We start from the raw sequence: 25037 nt of genomic DNA on the forward strand, positions 1-25037 counted from the left end.
TATGTCGACCTTGCGTCGCAGGGAATGCCCAGATACGTTCGTCCACAACGATCTTTCGCACGAAACATACAAAAGCGGACAAGGAAGTCATCGCATGTGGTCAGTCGGCGTCATCGGGGCCGGGCCGGGCGTCTCTGCGCTCCACCTCCCCACCCTGGCTCGCTTGCCTGAGCTGTTCCAGGTCGTGCACATCGCCGATTCGGGGAGCGGCCGTGCGGCCGCGCTCGCGCATTCCGTCGGTGCCCGCAGCGGCTCCAGTGCCGACGAGGTGTTCCAGGATGCGCGTGTGCAGGTGGCGCTCATCTGCTCGCCGCCCACCGAGCACGCGGCGCACGTGCGGGCCGCTATCGAGGCCGGGGTCGCCGGCATCCTGTGCGAGAAGCCCCTCGCCACGACCGTCGCCGAGGCGGAAGCGCTGGTTGCCGTCTGTCGCGAGCGGGGAGTCGCGCTGCTCATCGGCACGAATCATCTCTATGACCCCGGGTGGGTGCAGGCTCGGCGGGCGATCGGGGAGTTGCGCGCGCCAGTCGACAGTGTGCAGGTCACGCTGTCGTTGCCCCCGAACGACCGCTACCACCGGCTGGTCACCGAGGTTCCTGCAGGCGAGGCTCCTTCCGTGCGGCATCCACCGCCCGGGCTCCCCGCCCACGTGCAGGCGGGCATCGTGCGGCAGCTCGTATCTGGCCTCGCGATCCATGACCTGCCCGCTGTCCGTGATCTGCTTCCCGGGTTCAATGGCATCGACTACGCGCGCTTCGTCGCCCCGCTCGGGTTCGTTCTCGGCTACCGCTCGGGTGGTGCCAGCGTGCAGGTCGCGGCCATCATGCGGGAGGGCGGGGCGGATGCGCGGTGGCGGCTGACGGCGTCGGCGGGGGAGGCGCGCGTCGATGTCGACTTCCCGCCGGCGTTCGTGCACGCCGGGGCCGCACGCGTGACGGTGCGTCATGCTGACGGTTCGGTCGGCTCACCACCGAGGTCGCCGCGTGACGGCTACGAGGCAGAGTGGCTCGCCCTCGCAGAGCTGCTCTCCGGCGGTGCTCCGCTCGAGTATGACGAGCAGCTGGAGGACACCCGCTACGCCCTCGAGCTCGCCGCGGCCGCCGCGGCGCACATCCAGGCGAGCGCCTCGTGAGCGCGCGCGTGCCCGTCTTCGTGCCGCCTTTCGAGCGTGACGCGGCCGGCCCTCGTGGCGACGTCCTGGCTGCCTATCGCGCGGCGATCCAAGCGCTGCCGTTGAGTGCGGAGGCTGCGGGAGGGGCGGAGGGGGCGGTGGTCGTCGTGGACGGCCGTGCCACGGGTGGCTGGGCTGCCGGGCTCGACGCCGCCCTGGCCGCGGGCGCGCTCGGTGTCGTCGTCGACGAGGCGGTCCTGTTGGATGCGGATGCGGTGGCGGATGCGAGTGTTGGAGCGAACTCGGGCACACATGTGCGCGCGGGCGCCGGTGCAGGTGCGCCCATGAGCGCAGGCGTGGCATCGGCGGCGGGTTGGGTACCCGTGCTGGTCGCGCGGCGGTTCCTCCCGAGGGGTCTCGCTGATGGGGTGGGTGCGCTCGTGGAGCCTCTGACGGATGGGGCTCGACTGGTCACTGTCGAGGTCGGGGGCGCGGCCTCGAGCGGCGTCCTGCGAGACGCGCTCGGCTGGGCTCGGGTGCTCACCGGGTCGCAGCTGACGCTGACGGCTGTGCGAGGGGGAGGGCGGGGTGTGATCGCGCTGGCCGAGTCGGAGCGCGGTTTCCCGGCGTCCATCTCCTGGCAGCGAGGATCCGGACCTGCCTGGTTGCGAGTCTCCGCGCTCGGCGCGACGGAGATCGAGGTGCTCGTCGATGCGGGGATGGGCGTCGCGGTGTGTGCCGTGCGATCCGCGCGGGGTGAGCAGGTCGTCCGGGATGGCTATGAGGACGGGCCGCGCGGCCAGCTGCGTCGCGCGATCGAGGCGGTACGTGCATGCGAACCGCTGGATGATGTGACCGGCGTGCTGGCAGACCTGGAGCTCCAGCGGCGGATTCAGGACGCGGTCTGGTCGCCGCAAGGCGGAGATGCGCGACTTGCAGACCATCTTTAGTTGTTTTTCTACATAAGTCTCGGTAGGGTGGTTCAGACGCAGGGGTTCCACGAACCCGTCACCGGCCGCGACGCAGCGGCCGAGGGCACACCATGTCGCGTAGATCGTCCGATCGTTCGGGCCCTTTTATGCCACTCTCACCGTTGAGACTCCGTCTCCTTGTCGCATCCCTCCTCACCGTCTCCTTCCTCGGCGCCCTCGACCACACCGTCGTGTCGACCTCGCTCGCGACCATCGCGGGCGACCTCGGCGCGCTCGAGCAGATGGGCTGGGTCGTCGTCAGCTACACGCTCGCGAGCACCGTCCTCCTGCCCGTGCTCGGCAAGCTCGGCGACATCGTCGGGCCCCGCGCCGTGTTCCTGTCGTCGCTCGTCCTGTTCCTCATCGCCTCGCTCGCGTGCGGGTTCGCCCCGAACATGGGGCTGCTCATCGTCGCTCGCGTATTCCAGGGCATGAGCTCGGCAGGGCTGCAGCTCATGTCGCAGACGATCATCGCGCAGGTCACGAGCCCGCGCGCCCGCCCCAAGTACATGGCCATCATCGGGGCGGCGTTCCCCGTCGCGATCCTCATCGGACCCCTGCTCGGCGGCATCATCGCCGACAACTGGGGCTGGCAGTGGGTGTTCTGGGTGAACCTCCCCGTGGGGGTGGCCGCCCTGGTCTTCGCGCTCGTCGCGATCCCGAGCATCCCCCGCGCGTCGGCCCCCGGGTTCGACGTCCTCGGCTCGGTCACCTTCACCGCGGCACTCGTCGCTCTCGTGCTCGGCGTGAGCTGGGTCGCCGACCCCGAGCTGCTCACCCCCGCTCTCTCAGCCTTCGGCATCGCCCTCGCCGCGTTCGCGCTGTTCTTCTGGGCAGAGGTGCGCGCCGCCAACCCGGTGGTGCCGCTCCACATCTTCAAGAACCGCACCGTCGCGGCGGGCACGGCGCTCTCCGCGATCATCGGCGTCGGCCTCTTCTCCATCACCGCCTACCTCCCCACCTATGTGCAGGTGGCGTACAGCACCACCGCGACCGTCTCCGGGCTCGTGCCCATCGCCACCGTCATGGGGATGCTCGTGAGCAACCTCCTCACGGGCTTCCTCGCCAGTCGCTCGGGTCGCTACCGCGTCTACCCGATCGTCGGCACGGCACTGGGCGCCGTCGGGCTCCTCATCATGTCGATGCTCCCCGTCGGGCTCCCGCTCTGGGTGCCGATGGTCGTCATGTTCGCCGTCGGGCTCGGCACCGGCTCGTTCATGAGCCTCATCGTCGCAGTCGTGCAGAGCGCCGCCCCCAAGAACGCCACGGGCGCCGTCACGGCGAGCGTCAACATCGTCCGCCAAGTCGGGTCGACCGTCACGACCGCCATCATCGGCGGGGTCATCGGGGCCGGCGTCGCCGCCATGCTGCCCATCGGATTCGACGCCGCAAGCCTCACACCGCAGCTCGTGCACGGCAGCGACGCGGCCTTCCAGGCCACCGTCGCCGAGATCTACCGCGACGTCTTCGCGCCCATCTTCATCGGCCTCTCCGCCGCGTACGCCGTCGGCTTCGTCGCCGCGCTCCTGCTCCCGCCAGGGCGCCTCTCCAACGAGACGGGGAGCATCCCCGTCGTCGCCGAACCCCAGAACGAGCCGGCGTCGCGCGCCTGAGCACGGCAGCCGCATCCACTCACCCCTCACTTCCAAGGAGGAAGCACATGACCAAGAACCCAGTCGTCGCGATCGTCGGCAGCGGACCCATCGGGGCCGCCTACGCGCGGATCCTCCTCGAGACGAACCCCGACGTGCGTGTCACGATGTTCGAAGCGGGCCCACAGCTCACCGACATCCCCGGTGAGAGCGTGCGCAACATCGCCGACCCCGCCGAGAAGGAACTGGCCCGTGAGCGGTCGCAGGGACCACAGGCCGGCGACTTCCGGGAGTCGCTCGGCATCCCCAAGGCGGCCGTCGTCGAGGGCATGTTCACGGCTCGGCAGGGCACGCACCTCCTCGACTTCGGCGGCGAGGGCTCCGCGCACACCGAGACGTTCCCCGCCGCGGCCGCCTCCACCAACGTCGGCGGCATGGGCGCGCACTGGACCTGCGCGACCCCCGCCCCCGAGTTCAGCGAGCGCGTCGACTTCATCGAGAACGCCGAATGGGATGACCTGCTCGCGAACGCCGAGCGACTGCTGCACGTGCAGTCGGCGGCCTTCGCCGACTCCGGCGTGGGCGCTGCGATCCGCTCGCTCCTCTCCGAGGAGTTCTCCGCAGAACTGCCGGAGGGCTTCGGGCCGAGCACGCTCCCCGTCGCGGGCGACGCGCAGCCAGACGGCACCGTCCGCTGGGCGGGTGCCGACGTCGTCTTCGGCCCGCTCGTCGAAGCAGGCAACCCCCTCGCGGAGCGCTTCGAGCTGCGCGACCTCACCCTCGTGCGTCGCGTCGAACGCGACGCCGACACCGGCAGCGTCACCGGCCTGACCGTCGAGGACCTCCGCACGGGAGAGACGAGCTTCTTCACCGCCGACGCCGTGGTCGTCGCTGCCGACGCCTTCCGCTCCCCGCAGCTCCTCTGGGCCTCCGGCATCCGCCCGGCCGCGCTCGGCCGCTACCTCACCGAGCACCCCGTCGTCATCTCGACCGTCGCACTCGACCCCGAGGGCATGGCGCGATTCGCCACCGACGCCGACCTCGAAGAGGAACTCGCCCGCCGAGCCCTCAACCCGGCCGACCCCGTCGGCGCCGTCAACCGCATCCCCTTCTCCGAACCCGACCACCCCTTCTCCCTGCAGGTCATGTACGCCGAGAACCCGCCGTTCCCGCTCGACCCCGCGCATCCGCACGCCGGCAACCGCTGGGGATACGTGAACATGGGATACGGGATGCGCAAGCACCCGCGCGTCGAAGACGGCATCACGTTCCACGACGACGAGCTCGACTACCGCGGCTTCCCCAACATGACCGTCGACTACGCGCTCACCGACGTGGAGAAGACGGAGATCGCCGCCGGCGAAGCGCACCTGCGCCGCGCCGGCGAGAAGCTCGGCACCTTCATCGCCGAGCCGCGCCTCCTGCCGAACGGGTCGAGCCTCCACTACCAGGGCACGATGCGCGCCGGCGCGAACGACGACGGCACCACCGTCGCCGACCCCTACTCACGGGTCTGGGGCATCGACAACCTCTACGTCGGCGGCAACGGGCTCATCCCCACCGCCACCACGATGAACCCCACACTGATGAGCGTCGCCATCGCGGTCCGCGGAGCGCGCAAGCTCGCAGAAGAACTCGCGTAAGGGCGTCGGGGCGCGGCAGCTCTCGTGAGTCGCCGCGCCCCCTTCATCGCGCTGTCCTCGTCGTCGGAGTCTCGGGGTGGTTTCCTCGCCTCCGGATGGGGTGCGGCGCATCCCGAAGTGCGAAAGCCATCCCCAGCCGCGCACGCTGGGCGCAGTTCGGGCATCGGCGTTCCCTCGCTGGTGGCTGCAACGGCAGGACCAGCCTTCTCGGGCTGGAAGATTCGCTTCGTTCGGGGAAAGTTCCCACAACGAAGCGAGGTTTCCAACTCGAACGTCTTGGCGCTGGCGTGTGCTCGCCCTCGACCGCGATGTCGGCGGCCGCCGCTACCATTGCCTCGGTTCGACCGCGCACCGGTCGGCGACTCGAAGGGGAGCAGTCATGGCCGCATTCGCAGAGGGCATTCCATCGTTCGCAGAAGGCCTGCCGCGCCCGAACGTCACGATCGACGAGGTGCGTCGCATCGCGGCCGAGCTGTACGGCGTCGCTGGTGAGGTTCGCGAGCTCGGCAGCCAGCAGGACCGCAACTTCCTGTTCACCGAGTCTGCTTCCGCCACGGAGGCGCACGGCCGCCGCGTCCTCTTCAAGATCAGCAACCGCGCCGTGCGCCGCGACGAGATCGAGGCGCAGAACGAGGCCATGCGGCGGATGCACGCCGCGGGTCACCCGTCGCCCGCCCCGCTCCCCAGTGTCAACGGCCGCGACATCGAGACGGCTGACGTGGACGGGGCACCGCACAGCATCCGCCTGCTGACGTTCGTCGAGGGCACGCCCCTCATCGACTTCGAGCACTTCTCCGCCGACACGATCGCGGCCATGGGCACGCTCGTCGGGCAGGTCGTCGCGACGCTCGCCGGCTTCGAGCATCCGGGACTCGACCGTGCGCTGCAGTGGGACCTGCGCGTCGGCGAGCAGCTCGTCGAGGAGCTCATCGGCTACGTCGTGGAGCCCGAACGGCAGGCCTTCGTGCTCGGCGCGCTCGAGGACGTCACGGCCGCGCTGGCCCCGGTCAAGGACGAACTGCCGCTGCAGGCCATCCACGGCGACCTCACCGACGACAACCTCGTCGCGACGGCTGGTGCCCTCGGACGCCCGGAGCTGTCGGGCATCATCGACTTCGGCGATGTGGGAACGGGGTGGCGCGTCGCCGAGCTCGCCGTCGCCTGCACCGCCGTGTTCCACCACGACCCGGCCAGACCGCTCGCCGTCCTGCCACTCATCCGCGCCTTCGACGAGGTGGTGCCGCTCACCGACGCCGAGATCGACGCACTGTGGCCGCTCATCGTGCTCAGAGGCGCGACCCTGGTGGTGAGCGGGCTGCAGCAGGTCGCCATCGACGAGGGCAACGACTACGCAGAGGCGGCGCTCAACCGCGAATGGACCATCTTCGCCGTCCCGGCCGCCCTCGACTCGCGCGTCGCGACGTCCGCGATCCGACGAGCACTCGGACGCACGGTTGCGCCAGGACCAGACGCGGCACCCAGCGGCGCGACGCTCCTCGACCCCGAACTCGCGCGCCGCACCCGAATCATCACGCTCGACCACACGAGCACGGCACTGCGCGACGGCTCCTGGCTCGGTGACGAAGGGGCCGAAGCCGAAGCGCAGCTGCTGCTGCTCGCCGCTCGCACAGGCGGGGTCGCCGCGACCCGTTTCGGGGAGCCGCGACTCACCCGCTCGGTGGGCGTCTCCCGTGACGCCCCCGCCAACGTCGCCACCGGCGTCGAGCTGTACAGCACAGGCGACCTCGCACTGACGGCGCCCTTCGCGGGACTCGTGTCCTCGGCCGAGGGACACGTCACGCTGACGGACGGCACCCGCACCCTGGTCATCGCCGGTGCCCGCGGGCTCATCGAGGGCCGCTCGCTCGAAGGAGAGAGCGCAGCTGTCCCCACCCGCGTCGACGAGGGTGACCCCTTCGCTGAGATCGCCGGCTGGGCGCAGGTCTCCCTGCAACTCGGCGAGGTGTCGGCGGTGGACGCCGCTGCCGCGCCGGTGCCGCGCTTCGTGACCGCCCAGGAGTTCCCGGCCTGGCTCGCCGTCATCGGCGACCCGAGCGAGCTCATCGGGCTGGCCCCGAGCGAGGCCCGAGCGGAGGGAGCCGGAGCCGGCGAGACCCTCCGCGCGCGACTCGACACCTACGCGCCCCTGCAGGGCCACTACTACGCGCATCCGCCGCAGTTCGAGCGCGGCTGGCGCGAGATGCTCATCGACACCGACGGCCGCCACTACCTCGACATGGTCAACAACGTCACCGCCCTCGGCCACGGGCATCCCGTGCTCGCGGACACGGTCGCGCAGCAATGGCGCATGCTCAACACCAACTCACGGTTCAACTACGCGTCGGTCGCCGAACTCAGCACCCGGCTCCTCGAGACCCTGCCCGACGGCTTCGACACCGTGCTGCTCGTCAACAGCGGCACCGAGGCCGTCGACCTCGCACTCCGGCTCACGAAAGCTTTCACGGGGCGCGACGACGTCGCCTGCGTCGAGGAGTCGTACCACGGCTGGTCGTACGCGGCCGATGCCGTGTCCACATCCACGTCAGACAACCCGCTCGCCGCCGAGCTGCGCGCACCATGGGTGCACGCCTTCGACGCGCCGAACGGCTACCGGGGCACGCATCGAGGTGAGGACGCGGGCCAGCGGTACGCGGCGGATGCGCTCGCCGAGCTCGAGCGCCTCGCCGCCGCCGGAACCCCGATCGGCACGTTCATCGCCGAGCCGCGGAACGGCAACGCGGGTGCCATCGAGGTGCCCCCGGGCTACCTCGCCGCCGTCTACGACGCGGTACGCGCCGGCGGGGGAGTCGTCATCTCCGACGAGGTCCAGGTCGGGTACGGGCGGCAGGGCGACGTGTTCTGGGGCTTCGAACAGCACCCCGGCCCTGACGGCGAGCCCATCGTGCCGGACGTCGTCACCGTTGCGAAGGCCATGGGCAACGGGCATCCGCTCGGCGCCGTCATCACGCGCTCCGAGATCGCCGAGGCCCTCGCCGACCAGGGCACCTTCTTCTCCTCCGCCGGCGGCTCCACGCTCAGCGCGAGGCTCGGCATGACCGTGCTCGACATCATGCGTGACGACCGGCTGCAAGAGAACGCGCGCGAGGTCGGCGGCTACCTGCGCGAGCAGCTGCTGGGCCTCGCCGAACGGCAACCGCTGATCGGCGCCATCCACGGACGCGGGCTGTACCAGGGCATCGAGCTGGTGCGCGACCGCGAGACCCTCGAGCCGGCCGCGGCCGAGACGCTCGCCCTCTGCGACCGGATGCTCGCCATCGGCATCATCGTGCAGCCCACCGGCGATCGCGGCAACGTGCTCAAGGTGAAGCCGCCGCTGTGCTTCACGAAGGAGAGCGCCGACACCTTCGTCGCCGCCCTCGACGAGGTCCTCACCCGCGGCCTCTGACCGCGCCCACGCCGCCCGCCCCGCGCGGGCTGCGACGGATGCCAGCTGAGCGGTAGACTCGTCTCCCGGTGTGCCGGGAAGTCTGGTCGGCGGCCGTGCCGGTTTCCGCGGCCGGTCTCAGACGTCAGGAGAACCATGACAGCACCCGCCACACGACCGACAGGCTTCGCGCGACTGAACGCGTGGATCATGCGCGAGACCACCGGAGGGGCCCTCCTCCTGTTCGCGGCCGCCATCGCCCTCATCTGGGCGAACTCGCCGTGGCGCGGAGGCTACGAGGCGCTCAGCGCGATCACGATCGGTCCCGCCGCCATCCACCTCGACCTGTCGCTCGCGACCTGGGCGGCCGACGGCCTGCTCGCCGTCTTCTTCTTCACCGTCGGCGTGGAGCTGAAGCACGAGTTCGTCTCGGGCAGCCTCCGCAAGCCGAAGGAGGCGGCGGTGCCCGTCCTCGGCGCCGTCGCGGGAATGGCGATGCCTGCCATCCTCTACGTGATCGCGGTAACCGTCCTCGGAGACACCTCCGCGCTCCACGGCTGGGCGATCCCGACAGCGACGGACATCGCCTTCGCCCTCGGAGTCCTCGCCATCTTCGGACGCGGCCTCCCGCGCGGAGTCCGCACCTTCCTGCTGACGCTCGCGGTCGTCGACGACCTCCTTGCGATCGTCATCATCGCCATCTTCTACACGGCGGGCATCAACCTGCTCGCACTGCTCGGATCGCTCGTCGCGGTCGGCGTCTTCCTGCTCGTCGTCCGCTCCAAGCGCCCCTCCTGGTGGCTGCTGCTGCCGATCGCGCTCATCGCCTGGGCGCTCATGCACGAGGCCGGGGTGCACGCGACCATCGCGGGAGTGCTCCTCGGCTTCTGCGTGCCGTCCAAGAAGATCCACGGCGAAACCGACTCGCGCACGCATCTCTTCGGCGACAAGATCGGTCCGTTCTCGTCTGGCTTCGCACTGCCCGTCTTCGCGTTCTTCGCCGCCGGAGTGAACGTCGTGGATGGCGATGGCCTCGGAGCGGTGCTCTCACAGCCCGTGTTCGTAGCGATCGCAGCGGCGCTCGTGCTCGGAAAGCTCGTCGGCGTGCTCGGCATGACGGCGCTGGTCGTGAAGCTGACGCCGCTGAGGCTCCCCGACGCGATCGGCGTCAGAGACCTGCTCCCGGTCGGCTTCCTCACCGGCATCGGCTTCACCGTCTCACTGCTCATCGCCGAGCTCTCGTTCCCCGACTCGGAGCATACGGCGGCTGCCAAGCTCGCCGTGCTCGGTGGCAGCCTCCTCGCAGCCGTGCTCGCTGCCATCACCCTGCGTCACGACGCGAAGCGCGCTCGCAGCGACGACATGAATGAGGACGGCATCCCCGACATCGACAGGACGCCGATCGGAAGCGACGCCGACGAGTCCGAGATCGACGCCCACGTCGACGGGCGCGACGCGCAGCCGCACACCAAGGAGAGCTGACTCCAGCGCCAGCCGAGAAGAGCCGGGCCCGCATCCACGTGCCAGTGGATGCGGGCCCGGCTCTTCTCTGCGGGTCAGGTACGCCGGGTCAGCCGCGCGCCTTGGCTTCGTCGACGACGGTGACGGGGCCCGTCACGCTGAGCTCGTTCTCCCAGCAGTGCACGCCCTGGAGCTCCGGGAGGCGTGAGCGCGTGAAGACGGGATCCTTGCCCAGCTTGCGCTGGTCGGTGTAGTCCTTCAGCAGCTTGAAGGCCACGCCGGAGAGGAGGCCGATGGCGACGAGGTTCACGAGCGCCATGAGCCCCATGATGCCGTCTGCCGTGTTCCAGATGAGGTCGGCCGAGGCGATGGACCCGAGGAGGACGACGGCCACGACGGCGAAGCGGTAGACGCGGAGCACGGTCTTGTTCGGGTTGATGAACTCGATGTTCGATTCGCCGTAGTAGTAGTTGCCGATGATCGAGCTGAACGCGAGCAGGAAGATGATGATGCTCAGCAGGATGTTCGACCACGGCCCAAGCGCCCCGACGACGGCCGCTTGCGTGAGCGCGATCCCTCGTTCTGCCCCCGCGAGGTCCGGCGTCGAGACGAGGACGATGAAGGCGGTGATCGAGCAGACCAGGAACGTGTCGAAGTAGACTCCGAGCGTCTGCACGAGGCCCTGCTTGACGGGGTGGGTGACCGCGGCGCTGGCGCCTGCGTTCGGGGCTGAGCCGAGGCCCGCCTCGTTCGAGAACATGCCTCGCTTGACGCCGGTCATGATGATGGTGCCCACGGTTGCGCCGAGCACCTCGTTGAAGCCGAACGCCTGCGTGAAGATCTGTCCGAACACGACCGGCAGCTGGTCGATGTTCATGCCGACGATGACGATGCCCATGAGCAGGTACATGAGGGCCATGAGGGGCACGACGGCCTGCGTGATCGAGGCGATGCGGTGCACGCCGCCGAAGATGACCAGCGCGGTCAGGACGGCGAGGACGATGCCGACGACCCACGGGATCCAGCTGACGTCGCCGTCGAAGCTCGCCGAGACGGTCGCGGAGATGGTGTTCGCCTGGAGGGAGCTGAAGGCGAAGGGGAAGCAGATGACGAGGATGACGGCGAAGAGGATGCCCATCCAGCGCGACTTCAGCCCGTACTGCATGTAGTAGGCGGGCCCGCCGCGGAAGCTGTCCTTGTCGCGAACCTTGTAGAGCTGCCCGAGCGTGGACTCCACGAAGCTCGACGCGCCGCCGATGAACGCCATCGCCCACATCCAGAACACTGCGCCTGGCCCGCCGATGGCGATCGCGGTGCCGACGCCGGCGATGTTGCCGACTCCGACTCGCGACGCGGCGGAGATCGTGAACGCCTGGAACGCGGAGACCGACTGCGGCTCGCCCGCATCGTTGAGGGGGGTCTTGTTCGTGAGGGTGCGGAACATCTCCGGGATGAGGCGGAACTGGACCACGCCGGAGCGGATGGTGAAGTACACGCCGAGCAGGGCCAGGATGGGCAGCACTGCCCACGTCCACAGCAGATCACCGCCGGCGAGTATGAGTTCGTTGATGAAGTCCATAGTGTGAGTATGCCCGCAGGGAAGTTTCGCTGGAGTAACGATGCGGACTACTGGGATGGGCGACATCGCACCGGTCCCGTGCGCGGACGCTCCTGCAACGAGTCTCGGGATGGGTTCCACGTTTCCGGATGGGCTGCAACCCATCCCGAAGCGTGGAACCCATCCCGAGTCAGAGGGGGCGTCCGCGATGCGAGCGACCTAGTGCGCCATCTCGCCCTGCAGCGAGGCTGCGGCCGGAACGTCGGCGTCGACCGGAGCCTTGCGCACCCACTTCTTGAGCGCGACGACGGTCAGGCCGGAGATGACGGTTCCGATGAGGATCGCGAGCACGAACCAGAGCAGGTTGCCGATGGCGAAGAACACGAAGATTCCGCCGTGGGGTGCCTGCGAGGTGACGCCCGTCGCCATGGTGATGGCGCCGGTGGCCGCGCCGCCGAGGATGCTGGCGGGGATCACGCGCAGCGGGTCGGCTGCGGCGAAGGGGATGGCGCCTTCGGAGATGAAGGCGGCGCCGAGGAGCCAAGCGGCACGGCCGTTCTCCTTCTCCACGGGGGAGAAGAGGCGAGGCGCGATGGTTGTCGCGAGTGCCATGGCGAGCGGCGGGACCATGCCGGCTGCCATGACGGTTGCCATGATCATCCAGGGTGCCTGGTTGTCGAACGATCCGGCGCCGAGGCCGGCGACTGCGAACGCGTAGGCGACCTTGTTGACGGGGCCTCCGAGGTCGAAGCACATCATGGTGCCGAGGATGATGCCGAGGAGCACGGCGCTGGCGCCGGTGAGGCCGGTGAGCCAGGTGTTGAGGCCGTTGGTGAGGGCCGCGATGGGGCCGCCGAGGAGGATCACCATGAGGCCGGAGGCGATGATGGAGCCGACGAGCGGGATGATGACGACCGGCATGAGGCCGCGCATCCAGCGGGGCACGTTCCACGAGCCGATCCAGTAGGCGGCGCCACCTGCGATGAGGCCACCGACGATGCCGCCGATGAAGCCGGCGCCCATGATGCCTGCGACGGCACCGGCGACGAAGCCGGGCGCGATGCCTGGTCGGTCGGCGATCGCGTAGGCGATGTAGCCGGCGAGGGCTGGTACGAGGAAGCCCATCGAGGCTTGGCCGATGGCGGATGCGACGGCGCCGAGGTAGACGAGGAGGCCCGAGCGGGTTGCCTCGTCCGGCGGCAGGTTGAAGAGGGAGTTCTGCAGGATGATGTCGGTGTTGCGGCCGTCGCTGACGATGTCGTAGCCGCCGAGGAGGAAGCCGAGGGCGATGAGGAGGCCGCCACCTGCGACGAACGGGATCATGTAGCTGACGCCGGTGAGCAGCCAGCGCTTGATGCGGGCGCCGACGCTCTCGTTGGCGTTGTTCTCGGAGGCTTCGCTGGAGTCGGCGGCCGGGACGCGCTTGGCGTTCGGGTCCTTGGCTGCGGCGACGGCCTCGTTGAGCAGCTCATCCGGGTGGTCGATGCCGCGCTTCACGGGCGACTGCACGACGGGCTTGCCGGCGAAGCGGCCGCGGTCGCGCACGTCGACGTCGTTGGCGAAGATGACGGCGTCTGCACGCTTGATCATGGCGGGGTCGAGGGGCGTGACCTTCGAGGAGCCCTGGGGCTCCACGTAGAACTCGATGCCCATCTCCTTGGCCTTCGCGGTGAGCGCATCCGCTGACATGAAGGTGTGTGCGATGCCGGTGGCGCAGGACGTGACGGCGACGATGACGGGGCCGGTGGATGCGCCGCTCGCGGCAGGAGCCGCGGGTGCGGCAGCAGCTGCCGGCTTCGCTTCCTCTGGCTCGAGCGCCTTCTCGACGATCGCGACGATCTCTTCCGGGGTGGTCGCGGCGCGGAGCGAGTCGTTGAACTCGGGGACCATGAGGGAGCGGGCGAGCTTGGAGAGCATCTGGAGGTGCTCGTCGTGGGCGCCGTCGGGGGCGGCGATGAAGAAGACGAGGTCGCTTGGCCCGTCGTGCGCGCCGAAGTCGACACCCGGGTTGAGGCGCGACATGGCGAGGGTGGCCTCGGTGACGGCGCCGGAGCGGCAGTGCGGGATGGCGATGCCGCCGGGCACGCCGGTTGCTCCCTGCTCTTCGCGGGCGAGGGCGTCGGCGGCGAGCCCTGCGGCGTCGGTCGCGCGGCCCTGCGAGACGACGCGTTCGGCGAGGTTGCGGATGACATCGGTCTTGTCCGCACCGAGGTCGACGTCGAGGGCGACGAGCCCTGGCGTGATGTAGGTGGTCATGAGGCGTTCTCCTTGGTGCTGGTTGCGATGCTGTTGCTGTGTTCGCCGGTGGTGGCGAGGTGGTCGATGCGGACGAGGTCGGGCTGTGTCTGCTCGGGGGATGGGACTCCGCTGCCTGGGAGGGAAGCTGCGGCGCTTCCGTGGGCGACGGCTTGGGCGAGGGCGCGTTCGGGGGTGGCCCCGGTGACGCTCGCGAGCAGGTAGCCGGCGAGCGACGAGTCGCCTGCTCCGACGGTGCTGCGCACGCGAGTGGGTGGCGGGGTGGCGAAGAGGCTCGTGGTGGCGTCGCGGTAGATGGCGCCTGCGCCGCCGAGGGTGGCGAGCACGGCGTCGGCGCCTCGCTCGAGTGCCCGTCCTGCTGCGTCGGCGGCGAGCTGCGGGTCGGCTTCGAGGGTGTCTCCGTCGGAGATGCCGCTCAGGTCGGCGAGTTCGAATGCGTTCGGCTTGATGAGCTGCACGCGGGTTCCGGATGCGAGGAGCGCTTCGAGTGGGGCGTCTGAGCTGTCGACGGCGACACGCGGTGATGCGCTGCCGAGCTCGGCGCGAACGGCCTCGATGAGCGTTGCATAGAAGGAGGAGTCGACTCCGAGCGGCAGGGAGCCCGCGAGGACAAGCCAGTCGACGCCGTGGGATGCGGCGACGACGGCGGCGACGAGGGCGTCTGCTTCGTCGGCGCTGAGGTGCGGGCCGGGCTCGTTGAGCTTGGTGGTGGTGCCGTCGGTCTCGGTGACGGCGAAGTTTGTGCGCACCTTGCCCTCGATGCGCACGGGGAGCATCCGGAGTCCTTCGGCCTCGACGAGGTGCGTGAAGTCGTCGTCTGCGGACGCGGGGAAGATGGCGAGGTTGTCGAGCTTGGAGGCGCGGAGCGCACGGGAGACATTGATGCCCTTGCCGCCCGCCTGCGACTCGCTGCCGGTGAGCCGCTGGACTTCACCTCGAGCGAGCGGGTGGGGGAGGGCGAGGGTCTTGTCGATTGCTGGGTTGGCGGTGACGGTGACGATCATGCGAGCACTGCTTCCACGTCGTTCTCGGTGAGCGCGGCGGCGAGTGCCGCACGCGGGGGCTGGTCGGTGACCAGGGCATCGACGCCGGAGAGCGGCGCGATGTGGGTGAGGGCGTCTTGGTCGAACTTGGAGGCGTCGACGGCGACGACCACTCGGCGGGCGCCTCGGCACATGGCCGACTTCACTGCCGCCTCGTCGGGGTCTGGGGTGCTGAGCCCGAATTCGGCGCTGATGCCGTTGGTGCCGACGAAGGCGAGGTCGGGGCGGAGCGCGGCGAGCTGGGCGAGGGCGCTCGGGCCGACGGCGGCGCTCGTGAGGCCTCGCACTCGCCCGCCGATGGCGATCGTCGTGAGTTCGCTGTGCGCCGCGAGGAGCGCGAGGATGGGCAGGGAGTTGCTGATGACCTGCAGCTTCGCGAGCTCGTCTGAGGGTCGTCGCACGAGGGCTGCGGCGATCTCGGCGGTGGTCGTCCCGGCGTCGATGAGGATGGACCCGGTGAATCCGCGGGGGATGAGGCGCTCGGCGGCTTCGCCGATGCTCACCTTGGCGTCGTGGTTGAGCGGCTGGCGTTCGGCGACGGCGGTCTCGGCGAGGCTGCCGAGGGCGTTGCTGACGGCTCCGCCGTGGACTCGTCTGACGAGGTTCTCGAGCTCGAGCTGGTCGAGGTCGCGGCGGATGGTCTCCGGTGTGACGTCGAGGTCGCTCGCGAGTTCGCGCACGGCGACTTTCCCGTGCTGCGTAATGCGTTCGAGGATGAGCGCGTGCCGCTCCGTTGCGTACATGGATGCTCCTGTGCGATCCGGGTGTTGGTTCTGGTGGAGAGCGTACGCTCGAATCGGAAGTAAAACAAGAGAAACAAACACAAACACAGAATCAACTGCGATGGGCGCGCTTGCTACGCTCCAGCGGTGACCCAACGCGACGCTTCCTCACCTGCACCAGACGCCGATCAGTTCGCTCCCGAGCAGTTGCGGGAGCTCCTCGACATCGCGGTGACGCTGGCGACGGAGGCCGGCGAACTCGTGGCTGCGCGCCGGAAGGAAGGCGTGGCGGTCGCCGACACGAAGTCGTCGTCGGTGGACATCGTCACCGCATCTGACCGGGAATCAGAGGCCCACATCCGCCGCCGTCTCGAGGAGCTCCGCCCTGGCGATGGCTTCTTCGGTGAGGAATCAGACGCCACGGCAAGCGAGACGGGACTGACCTGGGTGGTCGACCCCATCGACGGCACCGTCAACTACCTCTACGGCTACCCGAACTACGCGGTGAGCGTCGCGGTCGTTCTCGGCGATCCAGGTTCGGAGCCCTCGAGCTTCACCGCGCTCGCCTCCGCCGTCGTCAACCCCGAAGGTCGCGAGTCCTTCACTGCCATGCGCGGGCAGGGGGCCTGGTGCAACGGCGAGCGGCTGCGCGTGGATGCGGCCCCGCCTCTCGAGCTCGCGCTCGTCGGCACGGGCTTCAGCTACTCGGCCGAGCGTCGTGTGCAGCAGGCGGAGCAGTGGAAGACGCTCGCTGGCCGAGTGCGCGACCTGCGCCGCGTTGGCGCCGCATCCCTTGATCTCTGCAACATCGCGATCAACCGGCTGGACGCGTACTACGAGTCGGGACTCAACCCTTGGGATCACGCGGGTGCCGCGCTGGTCGCTCGTGAGGCCGGAGCCGTCGTCGTGGGCGAGGCGATGGGACGCGAAGGGCGCCGCCTGATCATCGCGGCGAAGCCAGGACTGGAGCTCGAGCTGGCCGATCTGGTCACGGCGCTTCCTGGGGTCGGCCTCTGAATTCGTAACGGTGGCACGCCCGAGGTGCGCTCGTCCCGAGGAAAATCTGTGGGCTTGAAATGTCGTTCGCACCCGCGAGTTCCCGCGTGGTTACTGGCCAGGGGGGCCGGTGCGTCGGCCGTTTGGCCGCATGGCGCGGGGGACCGATTCTCCGGAGACCTTGAAGTTTCCGTGACCTGCGCGTTACTATTTACCAGTTCGTTATAAACCGCGGTAAGGATTTGAATCGTTGACTTCCCTTCTCACATCGGGCCAGGAGCAGGCTCAGCCGGCGCCCATGACCCGTCGAGAACTCCGCGAAGCAGAGCGTCTCGCATCGCTCGCGGCTAACGCGCCAGAGGCAACGCCGGAGGCATTCGCCTCCCGCCGTGCCCGCCGCGAGGCGGAGCGCACCTCGACTCCGGTGCAGACGTCCCCCGTCATCACCGCGGCTCTCGCGCCGCAGCTCGTGTCGGTCGCCGAGGCGGCCCCGGTCGTCTCCGCACCTGCGCCGGCTCCCGCCTCCATCGTCACGCCGAGCATCGCCGAAGTCGCGCAGATCCGCTCCGACGAGACCGAATCGACCGCTCGTATCGAGCGCGCTTCGGTCGCGGTCCTCGAGGTGCCGCTGAGCTTCGCACGCAACGAAGAGGCGCTCCGCCCCGAGGTGGACAGCAAGACCGGCCGCCGCGGCCTCGTCCGGGTCAAGAACTCGGAGTCGTCGCACAAGAAGCGCGGCGCCCTCCTCCGCGGCGCGGCAGGCGTCACAGCACTCGGCTTCGCAGCCACCATCGCCGTCGTCTCGACGATGCCGGCCAACGCGACGTCCACCCAGGAGGACCAGGTCGCAGGCGACAGTGCAGCAGCGCTCGCCGACGCCGTCTCCTCGGTTCCCGGCCAGACCCTCACGGTCTCCGGTGGCGAAGGCACGACGGTCGAGCGCGAAGACGCGTACGCCGTCACCACGATGGGGTCGGCCACCGCCGCCAACCTCATGAGCCTCGTCGACCGTGGCACGTACAAGAACGACCTCTCGTCGACCGTGCAGTGGCCGTTCCCGGTCGGCGTCGCGATCACCGACGACTTCGGTCCGCGCGTCTCGCCCGGCGGCGTCGGCAGCACGAACCACATGGGCATCGACTTCGCGCCGGCGCAGGGCACTCCGATCGGATCGATCGCGGGTGGCACCGTCAAGAGCGTCACCCCGACCGACAACGGCGGCCTGGGCGTGCACGTGATCGTCGAGCACGTCATCAACGGCCAGAGCTACGAGAGCGTCTACGGTCACATGCTGGTCGGCTCCATCGCGGTCAAGGTCGGCGACGTCGTGAAGGTCGGCGACGAGCTCGGCAAGGTCGGCAACACGGGCGCATCCACTGGCCCCCACCTGCACCTCGAGGTGCACACGGCGGATGGCAACAAGATCGACCCGATCGCCTTCCTCACGCAGTTCAACGTGGTTTCCACAGTCGTCACGATGCCGGGCGAGAGCGCCGGCGCGTAACACTCGGTCCACGACGAGGGTCGTGTTCTCACGGGGTTCCGTGAGGTGCTATCCTCATCTGGTGCCATTCGGAGCCACAAGCTCGATTGGCATCTCGCCCCGATAGCTCAGTGGTAGAGCACTTCCATGGTAAGGAAGGGGTCGTCGGTTCAAACCCGACTCGGGGCTCCATTCTGGAGCAGGTGTCTGTTGCAGAAACCCTTGGCTGGGTAGCTCAGTTGGTGAGAGCGCACGACTCATAATCGTGAGGTCGAGAGTTCGAATCTCTCTCCAGCTACAGACGAAGACCCGGTTGCCGACAAGGCAGCCGGGTTTTCTGCGTTACGCGGCGCACCGCTGTCGGTCTCGCCCGAGAGTCATGCCAGGGAGGTCTCGAGCACCTACGCGATCACAACGCTCTCGTCGGAGTACCAGCGGTGGTGCCCCCTGCCCGTGCTGAGACCACCAGGCCTGCAACCCCAGCTGCCACGCGACGGCGGTGTCCGCGTCGACGACCCGGGAGAGCGCCTTGGAGAGCTTCTCGGGTCCCGGCTCGGCGTGAGTTCTCGGGCGCAGAGCGAGGTGGCGGCGCACGCTCCTCTGCACGTGAAACGTGCAGCGTTGGATCTTCGTGTCTGGGCAGCAGGAGCGGGCTGTCGACGCTAACCGGAACCGCCACCGCAGACCACAACCACAGGAGCAGGGCGCGCGCCAAGAGCGCCGTCCAGGCGGTCGATGACTCGGTCGAGCACCATTGCCACACCAGTACCAGCAGGTCCTCGGTGACCGCGATCAACAGGCACCACAAACCGATAGAGGACCCATGGACCAGAACGACGCGATGGCGCGTCTCGACCGGGCCCAGCGTTGGCTCGATCTCCCAGCACGACGCCTACGCGGTCCGGCGCCGCAAGTGTCGGGCGGCGCTCGGGCCGCCGAGCTCGTTCGGGGAGAGCTTCTCGAGCAGCCACAGCAGGAACTCCCGCAGTTCATTCCGGCGAGCCAGGTCAGCGCGCTTCCGGACCAACGAAGACCCACGCGTCTGACACCGCCACCGCTGGGTCCCTGCGGCTGTTCTCTCGTTCTTCACTACGAGTGTGTGCGCGGAGCCTGAGCCATCAGAGCGGCTCTGAGAGGTGAGGTGCAGCTGCTGGCGCAGGGAGGGGATCCCTGTCGCTCCCCATGCTGCTCTCGCGGGGGAGTTCAGCGGTGGCGCTCTCGGCGCGATCGGATGGGCTGGCCACTTTTGTCTGCTTACTCCAACGTGTGGTTCCTCAACGCGCACGGCAAAGATGGAACTCACAGATGAAGTTCATCCAGATACTGAATCTACTGACGGTCCATTCTCTGAATGGGCCGAGACTGGATTGCATGTTCTTTGCTGGACACGAAGACCGAGGTCTGATTCCTCGAAGGTGAGGGACCGGACCTCGGTCTTACTGCGGGCGCAGGGACTCGCTGGTTCAGCAGGTGTTGGTCGCGAAGAGCGGCACCTTGGCGTAGATATCGTCGTTGGCGGTCTCGGCGCCAACGGGCCGAGGTGCGAACGTGAACGTGTAGGAGAGTGTGAGCGGGCCGGAGAGTGTCGCCGTGAATGACGAGGTGCGCGGAGCGGGCGGTGGTCCGGCGATCAGGATCTGCTCGAATCCGGGGTCCGGGTTGCGAGTCTGACCGGCGTAGACCGTCTGCGTCGGTGCGCCAGCCTGGGCGGCCGTGATCATGAGGCCCTGCTTGCTGGATCCGTTGGCGGCGATTCCGAGGCTGCCTCGGAGTCCCCACGAGAACGTGTAGGTGCGTCCGGCGACGACGTTGAACGTGGTTGACAGCGTCACGGTCGCCGTGGTGCTCGTTGACAAGTTATCGGCCACTGACAGGAACGTGTCGGTGGTGGTGTCGTACTGGATTGGGCCGGTGTTCTGAACGAACTGGCCATCGGTAGCGCCACTGCGTGTCCACTGGTTGAACTCGGTGAAGACAGGACAGGGCTGCGAGGCCACGGCAAATGGAGCGGCGGCCGCCAGTGCGATCACGGGTGCAGCCCAAGCTGCGGACGTGACGACGGTGCGCCGGGGTACTGAGTTGGACAAGAGCTCTCTCCGGGGATTCGTGCGAACAAGTGAACCAAAAGTGGTTCGGCCCGGAACCCAGCGCGAGACGGGGCAAGAAGACCGTATTTTGTGTTAATCCTCGAAAGTTGTCTCCTGTAGGTGGTGGGCTCGTGCTGTCGCCTGGGGTGGTTTCGCTGCCTACGACGAGCTCGTCGCCCTTCCGTGGCCGAGTCGACACGGCCTTCTGCTGACGTCAGGAGAAGGATCCGAAGCGGCGATCGCGCGTAACGTGATTGTAGATTCCCTCAGTTATCTCAGATTAACGGAAAACCTCTTTTCATTGAATGGTCCGGTCCAGGCGCGCGGGTCATGTAGTAGCGCCCATTAAGCGAACCCACGTCGTGTCGGCTCTTATTCCATTTTTGCAGTGTTTTCCTGTCATGTGTGCGGCTAATGAGTCGTTATGTGAATAGTCAAGTGGGCTCGGTGATCTTCCCGTCTCGACTCATCGTTCTGCGGGTATCGACAGCCAGCCGCTTGACGATTGGAATCAGGCTTCACTATGTTGTGCAGTATTCCGGCAACCCGACCGGAGGGACTCCCACTCCCACCCCTGCAGCGACTGCTGCCCCAGATCGCGAGGTACCCGAGTTGAACACTGTGCAGTCCGTTGAGATTTCTTCCCCCGACCAGGCCTCGACGACCCGTCGCTCCCTGATCACGGCAGGCGCGTGGGCAGTGCCCGTGGTCGCCGCCGCGGTGGCGACGCCAATGGCTGCCGCATCGCAACAGCCAGCCTGCCCGACGTGCATCAAGGCGGGCGTCCTCGGTCCTGTCACCTCGCAGGCGATCGTCCTGGGCAACAAGGGCTCTCTGCTGTTCGCCGGCGCCTTCGGGCTCGACTCGCGGACCTGCAACCTGAACCTGTTCCAGCCGCTGTACACCTCACTCGTGACGTCGGCGACCCTGACGATGAGCAACGGGGCGACGTACACCGGATCCGGGCTTGGAACAGGCACGGGTACGTTCGGTCAGCTCGGCGCGCTCCCCGGTTCATTCCTGTTCACCAACGTCTCGTTCCCGAACGGCACCTATCTCGCGAACAGCAACCCCGTTCGGCCGACCAAGATCACCATCACGGTCAACGTCGTTCTGATCGGCCTCCCGAGCCTCATCTCAATCACCTGCCCGCAGACGCTCACCTGGAACCTGAACACCTTCGGCATCGGCACGGTCATCTTCGGCGCCGGCACGATCAACTACTCGGGAAGTGCAACACCTGCTCCTTGACCGGTCCGCCGTGGACGGTGGAACGCCGCTGGCCGTGTGCCTGCTCTTCGAGCGCAGTGCGCTGAGCAGATCGCAGACGGCCAGAGGTAAGACAAATGCGGGCCCCGGCAAGATGCCGGGGCCCGCATTCGAGGTCGTGCGGGGTGCTACGCCTTGTTCTTGCTGCCGCGGCTCGTGATGAAGCCCCAGATGAGGAGCACGATGATCGAGCCACCGATGGCGAGAAGCCAGCTGCTGAGCGAGAAGAACGCGTCGACGCCCTCGCCGAAGAGCATGCCGCCGATCCAGCCGCCGAGCAGTGCTCCGATGACGCCGAGGATGAGGGTTGCGATCCATCCGCCGCCCTGCTTGCCGGGCAGGATGAGCTTCGCGATGGCCCCGGCGATGAGTCCGAGAAGGAGGAATGCGAGGAATCCCATGAGAGCTCCAAAGTTCGATGTTGACTGTAGTCGCCGGTGTCGGACGCTGGTCGACCGTCGTGGCGCTTGTGGCGCTCGGCGGTGCAGCCAGGCTGTTCACCGGACAGTCCATTGTGGGCCCCCGATATCGGTATATGGAAATCCTGTGCGCAAACACTCGGAAAGCCGTGCTCTTCCTGTGATAGTTGCGCACATATCCGCGATAATCGCAGAAAAAATCAGAAAAAGGCCCCGGATGCAAGATCCGGGGCCTTATCTGTTGTTTGTGCTAGTTGCTACTGTCTTACATCTTCGACGGCGGCATGAGCACCGAGTCGATCAGGTAGACAGTTGCGTTGGCCGTCTGGACTCCACCGCAGATGACCTTGGCGCCACCGGCGCCGACGGTCAGGTCGTCGCCCGAGCCCTCAACGGTGACGGTCTCGCCCTGGACGGTCGTGTGCTCGCCGGCGATCTCGTCAGGCAGGATCTGGCCCTCGACGACGTGGTAGGTCAGGATGCCCGAGAGCAGGTCCGCGTCGGTCTTGAGCGTCTCGATGGTGCCAGCGTCGATCTTGCCGAAGGCCTCATCCACTGGTGCGAAGACCGTGAACTCGCCGCCGTTCAGCGTCGAGACGAGGTCGACGTCAGGGTTGAGCTGGCCGGAGACAGCTGCGGTGAGCTGCGTGAGCAGCGGGTTGTTGGAAGCCGCGACCGCGACCGGGTCCTGGGACATGCCCTGAACCGAGCCAGCGCCGTCCGGTACCTGAGCCGCGTAGTCGGCGCAGCCGGGGCCAACGAGGTTGGCGGCTGGGTCCATCGTCTCCATGGAGGTCTCCATCGGCGACTCCATGGTCGTCTCCATGGGGGACGCTTCCATCGAGGCGTCAGGCTCAGCCGTGGGGGCCGAGTTCGAGCAGGCTGCCAGGCCGAAGGTCGAGATGGCCGCCAGCGAGAGGAGGGCGAGTGAGCCCTTCCTGGTGATAGTGCGCATAACTTCACTCCTCATTTCTCGGCCGGTGGGCCGGAGCCGCATCCGTTGCGGTTCACTGAGACATTCGGAGGCCCTCCCGGGACGGATTGGAAAAGTTCGGAATAAATTCCGGGACGCCCGACTTGCGGCTTTCGAGTCCTTACATATGGGTGCCCCTCCGAGACTCGGGATGTGACCTCCTTCAGCAACAGAAGAGGTGGTGGGACCAAACCGAAACGGACACCGCTCCGAACTCAGTTCACAGGCATCACTGACCGCCTGACAGCCACGCTGCAGGGAGCGCAACATGATCTCGCTAGGACTCATCGGCTTCCTCGGAGGCCTCATCACGGGAATATCACCATGCATCCTCCCGGTGCTGCCCGTCATCTTCTTCTCGGGCGGCGTGCAAGGTGCGCGCAGCGACGAGGAGATGCAGGCCGAGGCCCAGGATCCCGGGGCCGATGGGCCCGACGAGGGCGCGCTCAAGACGAGAGTCAAGAGCGAGCAGAAGACGAAGCGGCGCGCATCCGCCCGTCCCTACCTCGTCATCCTGGGCCTCGTTACAAGCTTCAGCGTCTTCACGCTGCTCGGCTCGCTGCTCCTCAGCCTCCTCGGCCTCCCCCAGGACGTGCTCCGCTGGGCGGGCATCATCGTGCTGGTGCTCATCGGCATCGGCCTCATCGTGCCGAAGTTCGAGCACCTCCTCGAGAAGCCGTTCTCGTGGATCCCGCAGAAGCAGGTCAACACCGACCGCGGCGGGTTCCTCCTCGGCATCGCCCTCGGCGCCGTCTACGTGCCATGCGCCGGCCCCGTGCTCGCCGCCATCACCGTCGCAGGCTCGACGGGCCAGATCGGCATCGAGACGGTCATCCTCACGGTGACCTTCGGCATCGGCGCGGCCATCCCACTCCTCATCTTCGCCCTCGCAGGGCGTCGAGTGGGGGAGCGCGTCAAGTCCTTCCGCAAGCACCAGCGCGGCATCCGCATCACCGCCGGCGTCGTCATGATCGCCCTCGCGATCGGCCTCGTCTTCAACCTGCCGCAGATCCTGCAGCGTCTCGTCCCCGACTACACGGCGGGCCTGCAGGAGCAGTTCAACTCGAACGAGCAGGTCGAAGAGGCCCTCGCGTTCGGCGGCCTCGTCAACGAGCAGAACGAGCAGCTCACGAACTGCACGCCCGGTGATCCTGAGCTCGGCGACTGCGGTCCCGCCCCCGAGATCCTCGACATCCAAGAGTGGATGAACACCCCGAACGGCGAAGAGGTGCAGCTCGCAGCGCAGGCAGCTGAGGGCAAGGTCGTGCTCATCGACTTCTGGGCCTACTCATGCATCAACTGCATCCGCTCCATCCCTCACGTCACCGCCTGGGACCAGGCCTACAAAGACGCGGGCCTGCAGGTCATCGGCATCCACTCTCCCGAGTACGCCTTCGAGAAAGAAGCCTCCAACGTCTCGAACGCCATCGACGAGTTCGGCATCGAGTACCCCGTCGCCCTCGACAACAACCTCGGCACGTGGACGAACTACCGCAACCGCTACTGGCCAGCCCACTACCTGATCGACGCGAACGGCACCGTCCGCGCCATCCACTTCGGTGAGGGCGGATACGCGGAGACGGAAGCCCAGATCCGCGACCTCCTCAAGGAAGCTAACCCCGACGTGCAGCTGCCGGGCGAGACCGACACGTCCGACACCACGCCAGAGCTTGGAAGCACGACCCCCGAGACGTACCTGATGCCGACGAAGGTCGTCAACTACGCAGGTGAGGGCGAGTACGGCCAGGGCGACCGCAGCTTCACGTTCCCCGGACAGCAGCAGCAGGACACCTTCGCGCTCGAGGGCGACTTCAACCTCGACTCTCAGGGCATCAGAAGTGACGACGAAGGCAAGATCAGGCTCTCGTACACCGCCTCGACCATTCGGATGGTGCTCGGCGGATCCGGAACGGTGACCGTCGACGACGGCACGGGCCCCCGCGAGATCCAAGTCGAAGGAAACCCGGGCTCGTACCTCCTCTTCGAAGGGGACGAGAGCAAGCAGGGAGAGCTGACCGTCACTCTGGGGGGTGGCGTGGATGCTTACTCATTCACCTTCGGTTGAGGC

17 protein-coding genes and 2 tRNA genes are annotated in these 25037 nt (G+C 67.8%); 12 read left to right on the top strand and 7 right to left on the bottom strand.

Features of this window, described 5'->3' with window-relative positions:
- Nucleotides 1-94: 94 nt before the first annotated feature.
- The 6 genes from C5C17_RS03790 (at nucleotide 95) to nhaA (ending at nucleotide 10184) form a co-directional block, all read left to right on the top strand.
- The gene (locus tag C5C17_RS03790; protein ID WP_104252047.1) at nucleotides 95-1132 is read left to right on the top strand and encodes a Gfo/Idh/MocA family protein; all 1038 of its coding nucleotides are present in this window, start codon (nucleotides 95-97) and stop codon (nucleotides 1130-1132) included.
- Nucleotides 1129-2061, top strand: coding sequence for a hypothetical protein (locus C5C17_RS03795; protein WP_104252048.1), 933 nt, complete (start codon nucleotides 1129-1131; stop codon nucleotides 2059-2061). Before C5C17_RS03790 ends, C5C17_RS03795 begins: the two co-directional genes overlap by 4 nt.
- 128 nt (nucleotides 2062-2189) lie before the next feature.
- Entirely contained in the window at nucleotides 2190-3695 is a 1506-nt protein-coding gene (locus tag C5C17_RS03800; protein ID WP_104252049.1) for an MFS transporter, read from the top strand.
- 47 nt (nucleotides 3696-3742) lie between these two features.
- Nucleotides 3743-5317, top strand: coding sequence for a GMC oxidoreductase (locus C5C17_RS03805; RefSeq protein WP_104252050.1), 1575 nt, complete (start codon nucleotides 3743-3745; stop codon nucleotides 5315-5317).
- A 379-nt stretch (nucleotides 5318-5696) separates the two neighbouring features.
- Complete coding sequence (locus C5C17_RS03810) at nucleotides 5697-8723, top strand: aminotransferase (RefSeq protein ID WP_104252051.1); 3027 nt, start codon at nucleotides 5697-5699, stop codon at nucleotides 8721-8723.
- 135 nt (nucleotides 8724-8858) lie between these two features.
- A complete protein-coding gene (nhaA, locus tag C5C17_RS03815) occupies nucleotides 8859-10184 on the top strand; it encodes a Na+/H+ antiporter NhaA (RefSeq protein WP_104252052.1) in 1326 nt (441 codons plus the stop codon).
- 88 nt (nucleotides 10185-10272) lie between these two features.
- Here the strand turns inward: nhaA and C5C17_RS03820 are convergent, their stop codons facing one another.
- The 4 genes from C5C17_RS03820 to C5C17_RS03835 all read right to left on the bottom strand — a co-directional run bounded on the left by C5C17_RS03820 (nucleotide 10273) and on the right by C5C17_RS03835 (nucleotide 15763).
- Nucleotides 10273-11742, bottom strand: coding sequence for a sodium:alanine symporter family protein (locus tag C5C17_RS03820; RefSeq protein ID WP_104252053.1), 1470 nt, complete (start codon nucleotides 11740-11742; stop codon nucleotides 10273-10275).
- A gap of 198 nt (nucleotides 11743-11940) precedes the next feature.
- The gene (locus C5C17_RS03825; RefSeq protein WP_104252054.1) at nucleotides 11941-13977 is read right to left on the bottom strand and encodes a fructose-specific PTS transporter subunit EIIC; all 2037 of its coding nucleotides are present in this window, start codon (nucleotides 13975-13977) and stop codon (nucleotides 11941-11943) included.
- A complete protein-coding gene (locus C5C17_RS03830) occupies nucleotides 13974-14981 on the bottom strand; it encodes a 1-phosphofructokinase family hexose kinase (RefSeq protein ID WP_104252055.1) in 1008 nt (335 codons plus the stop codon). The genes C5C17_RS03825 and C5C17_RS03830 overlap by 4 nt, the downstream gene beginning before the upstream one ends.
- Nucleotides 14978-15763, bottom strand: a complete 786-nt coding sequence (locus C5C17_RS03835; RefSeq protein WP_104252056.1) for a DeoR/GlpR family DNA-binding transcription regulator — start codon at nucleotides 15761-15763, stop codon at nucleotides 14978-14980. Before C5C17_RS03835 ends, C5C17_RS03830 begins: the two co-directional genes overlap by 4 nt.
- Nucleotides 15764-15949: 186 nt before the next feature.
- On the opposite strand from C5C17_RS03835, the gene C5C17_RS03840 reads away from it, so the two are divergent.
- The 4 genes from C5C17_RS03840 to C5C17_RS03855 all read left to right on the top strand — a co-directional run bounded on the left by C5C17_RS03840 (nucleotide 15950) and on the right by C5C17_RS03855 (nucleotide 18519).
- The gene (locus C5C17_RS03840; protein ID WP_104252288.1) at nucleotides 15950-16759 is read left to right on the top strand and encodes an inositol monophosphatase family protein; all 810 of its coding nucleotides are present in this window, start codon (nucleotides 15950-15952) and stop codon (nucleotides 16757-16759) included.
- A 229-nt stretch (nucleotides 16760-16988) separates the two neighbouring features.
- A complete protein-coding gene (locus C5C17_RS03845; protein ID WP_146079071.1) occupies nucleotides 16989-18242 on the top strand; it encodes a M23 family metallopeptidase in 1254 nt (417 codons plus the stop codon).
- A 96-nt stretch (nucleotides 18243-18338) separates the two neighbouring features.
- Nucleotides 18339-18413, top strand: a tRNA-Thr gene (locus tag C5C17_RS03850).
- 32 nt (nucleotides 18414-18445) lie between these two features.
- Nucleotides 18446-18519 (top strand) — tRNA-Met (locus tag C5C17_RS03855).
- 1165 nt (nucleotides 18520-19684) lie between these two features.
- Here C5C17_RS03855 and C5C17_RS03860 read toward each other — a convergent pair.
- Nucleotides 19685-20053, bottom strand: a complete 369-nt coding sequence (locus C5C17_RS03860; RefSeq protein WP_146079072.1) for a hypothetical protein — start codon at nucleotides 20051-20053, stop codon at nucleotides 19685-19687.
- A gap of 867 nt (nucleotides 20054-20920) precedes the next feature.
- On the opposite strand from C5C17_RS03860, the gene C5C17_RS03865 reads away from it, so the two are divergent.
- On the top strand, nucleotides 20921-21559 hold the full coding sequence (locus C5C17_RS03865) for a hypothetical protein (protein WP_146079073.1): 639 nt from the start codon (nucleotides 20921-20923) through the stop codon (nucleotides 21557-21559).
- Nucleotides 21560-21705: 146 nt separating this feature from the next.
- Here C5C17_RS03865 and C5C17_RS03870 read toward each other — a convergent pair whose 3' ends face one another.
- Entirely contained in the window at nucleotides 21706-21978 is a 273-nt protein-coding gene (locus tag C5C17_RS03870; RefSeq protein WP_104252060.1) for a GlsB/YeaQ/YmgE family stress response membrane protein, read from the bottom strand.
- A 283-nt stretch (nucleotides 21979-22261) separates the two neighbouring features.
- Nucleotides 22262-22951, bottom strand: a complete 690-nt coding sequence (locus tag C5C17_RS03875) for a fasciclin domain-containing protein (protein WP_104252061.1) — start codon at nucleotides 22949-22951, stop codon at nucleotides 22262-22264.
- A 286-nt stretch (nucleotides 22952-23237) separates the two neighbouring features.
- Here C5C17_RS03875 and C5C17_RS03880 point away from each other — a divergent pair, with 286 nt between their 5' ends.
- Nucleotides 23238-25034, top strand: a complete 1797-nt coding sequence (locus tag C5C17_RS03880; protein WP_104252062.1) for a cytochrome c biogenesis protein CcdA — start codon at nucleotides 23238-23240, stop codon at nucleotides 25032-25034.
- The last annotated feature ends 3 nt before the right edge of the window (nucleotides 25035-25037 follow it).

Source organism: Pseudoclavibacter sp. RFBA6 (assembly GCF_002931575.1).
GTDB classification, from domain to species: domain Bacteria; phylum Actinomycetota; class Actinomycetes; order Actinomycetales; family Microbacteriaceae; genus Pseudoclavibacter; species Pseudoclavibacter terrae.

Coding starts and splice junctions, on each gene's coding strand:
- C5C17_RS03790 (WP_104252047.1), top strand. CDS start 95: ATGTGGTCAGTCGGCGTCATCGGGGCCGGGCCGGGCGTCTCTGCGCTC.
- C5C17_RS03800 (WP_104252049.1), top strand. CDS start 2,190: ATGCCACTCTCACCGTTGAGACTCCGTCTCCTTGTCGCATCCCTCCTC.
- C5C17_RS03805 (WP_104252050.1), top strand. CDS start 3,743: ATGACCAAGAACCCAGTCGTCGCGATCGTCGGCAGCGGACCCATCGGG.
- C5C17_RS03810 (WP_104252051.1), top strand. CDS start 5,697: ATGGCCGCATTCGCAGAGGGCATTCCATCGTTCGCAGAAGGCCTGCCG.
- nhaA (WP_104252052.1), top strand. CDS start 8,859: ATGACAGCACCCGCCACACGACCGACAGGCTTCGCGCGACTGAACGCG.
- C5C17_RS03820 (WP_104252053.1), bottom strand. CDS start 11,742: ATGGACTTCATCAACGAACTCATACTCGCCGGCGGTGATCTGCTGTGG.
- C5C17_RS03825 (WP_104252054.1), bottom strand. CDS start 13,977: ATGACCACCTACATCACGCCAGGGCTCGTCGCCCTCGACGTCGACCTC.
- C5C17_RS03830 (WP_104252055.1), bottom strand. CDS start 14,981: ATGATCGTCACCGTCACCGCCAACCCAGCAATCGACAAGACCCTCGCC.
- C5C17_RS03835 (WP_104252056.1), bottom strand. CDS start 15,763: ATGTACGCAACGGAGCGGCACGCGCTCATCCTCGAACGCATTACGCAG.
- C5C17_RS03870 (WP_104252060.1), bottom strand. CDS start 21,978: ATGGGATTCCTCGCATTCCTCCTTCTCGGACTCATCGCCGGGGCCATC.
- C5C17_RS03875 (WP_104252061.1), bottom strand. CDS start 22,951: ATGCGCACTATCACCAGGAAGGGCTCACTCGCCCTCCTCTCGCTGGCG.
- C5C17_RS03880 (WP_104252062.1), top strand. CDS start 23,238: ATGATCTCGCTAGGACTCATCGGCTTCCTCGGAGGCCTCATCACGGGA.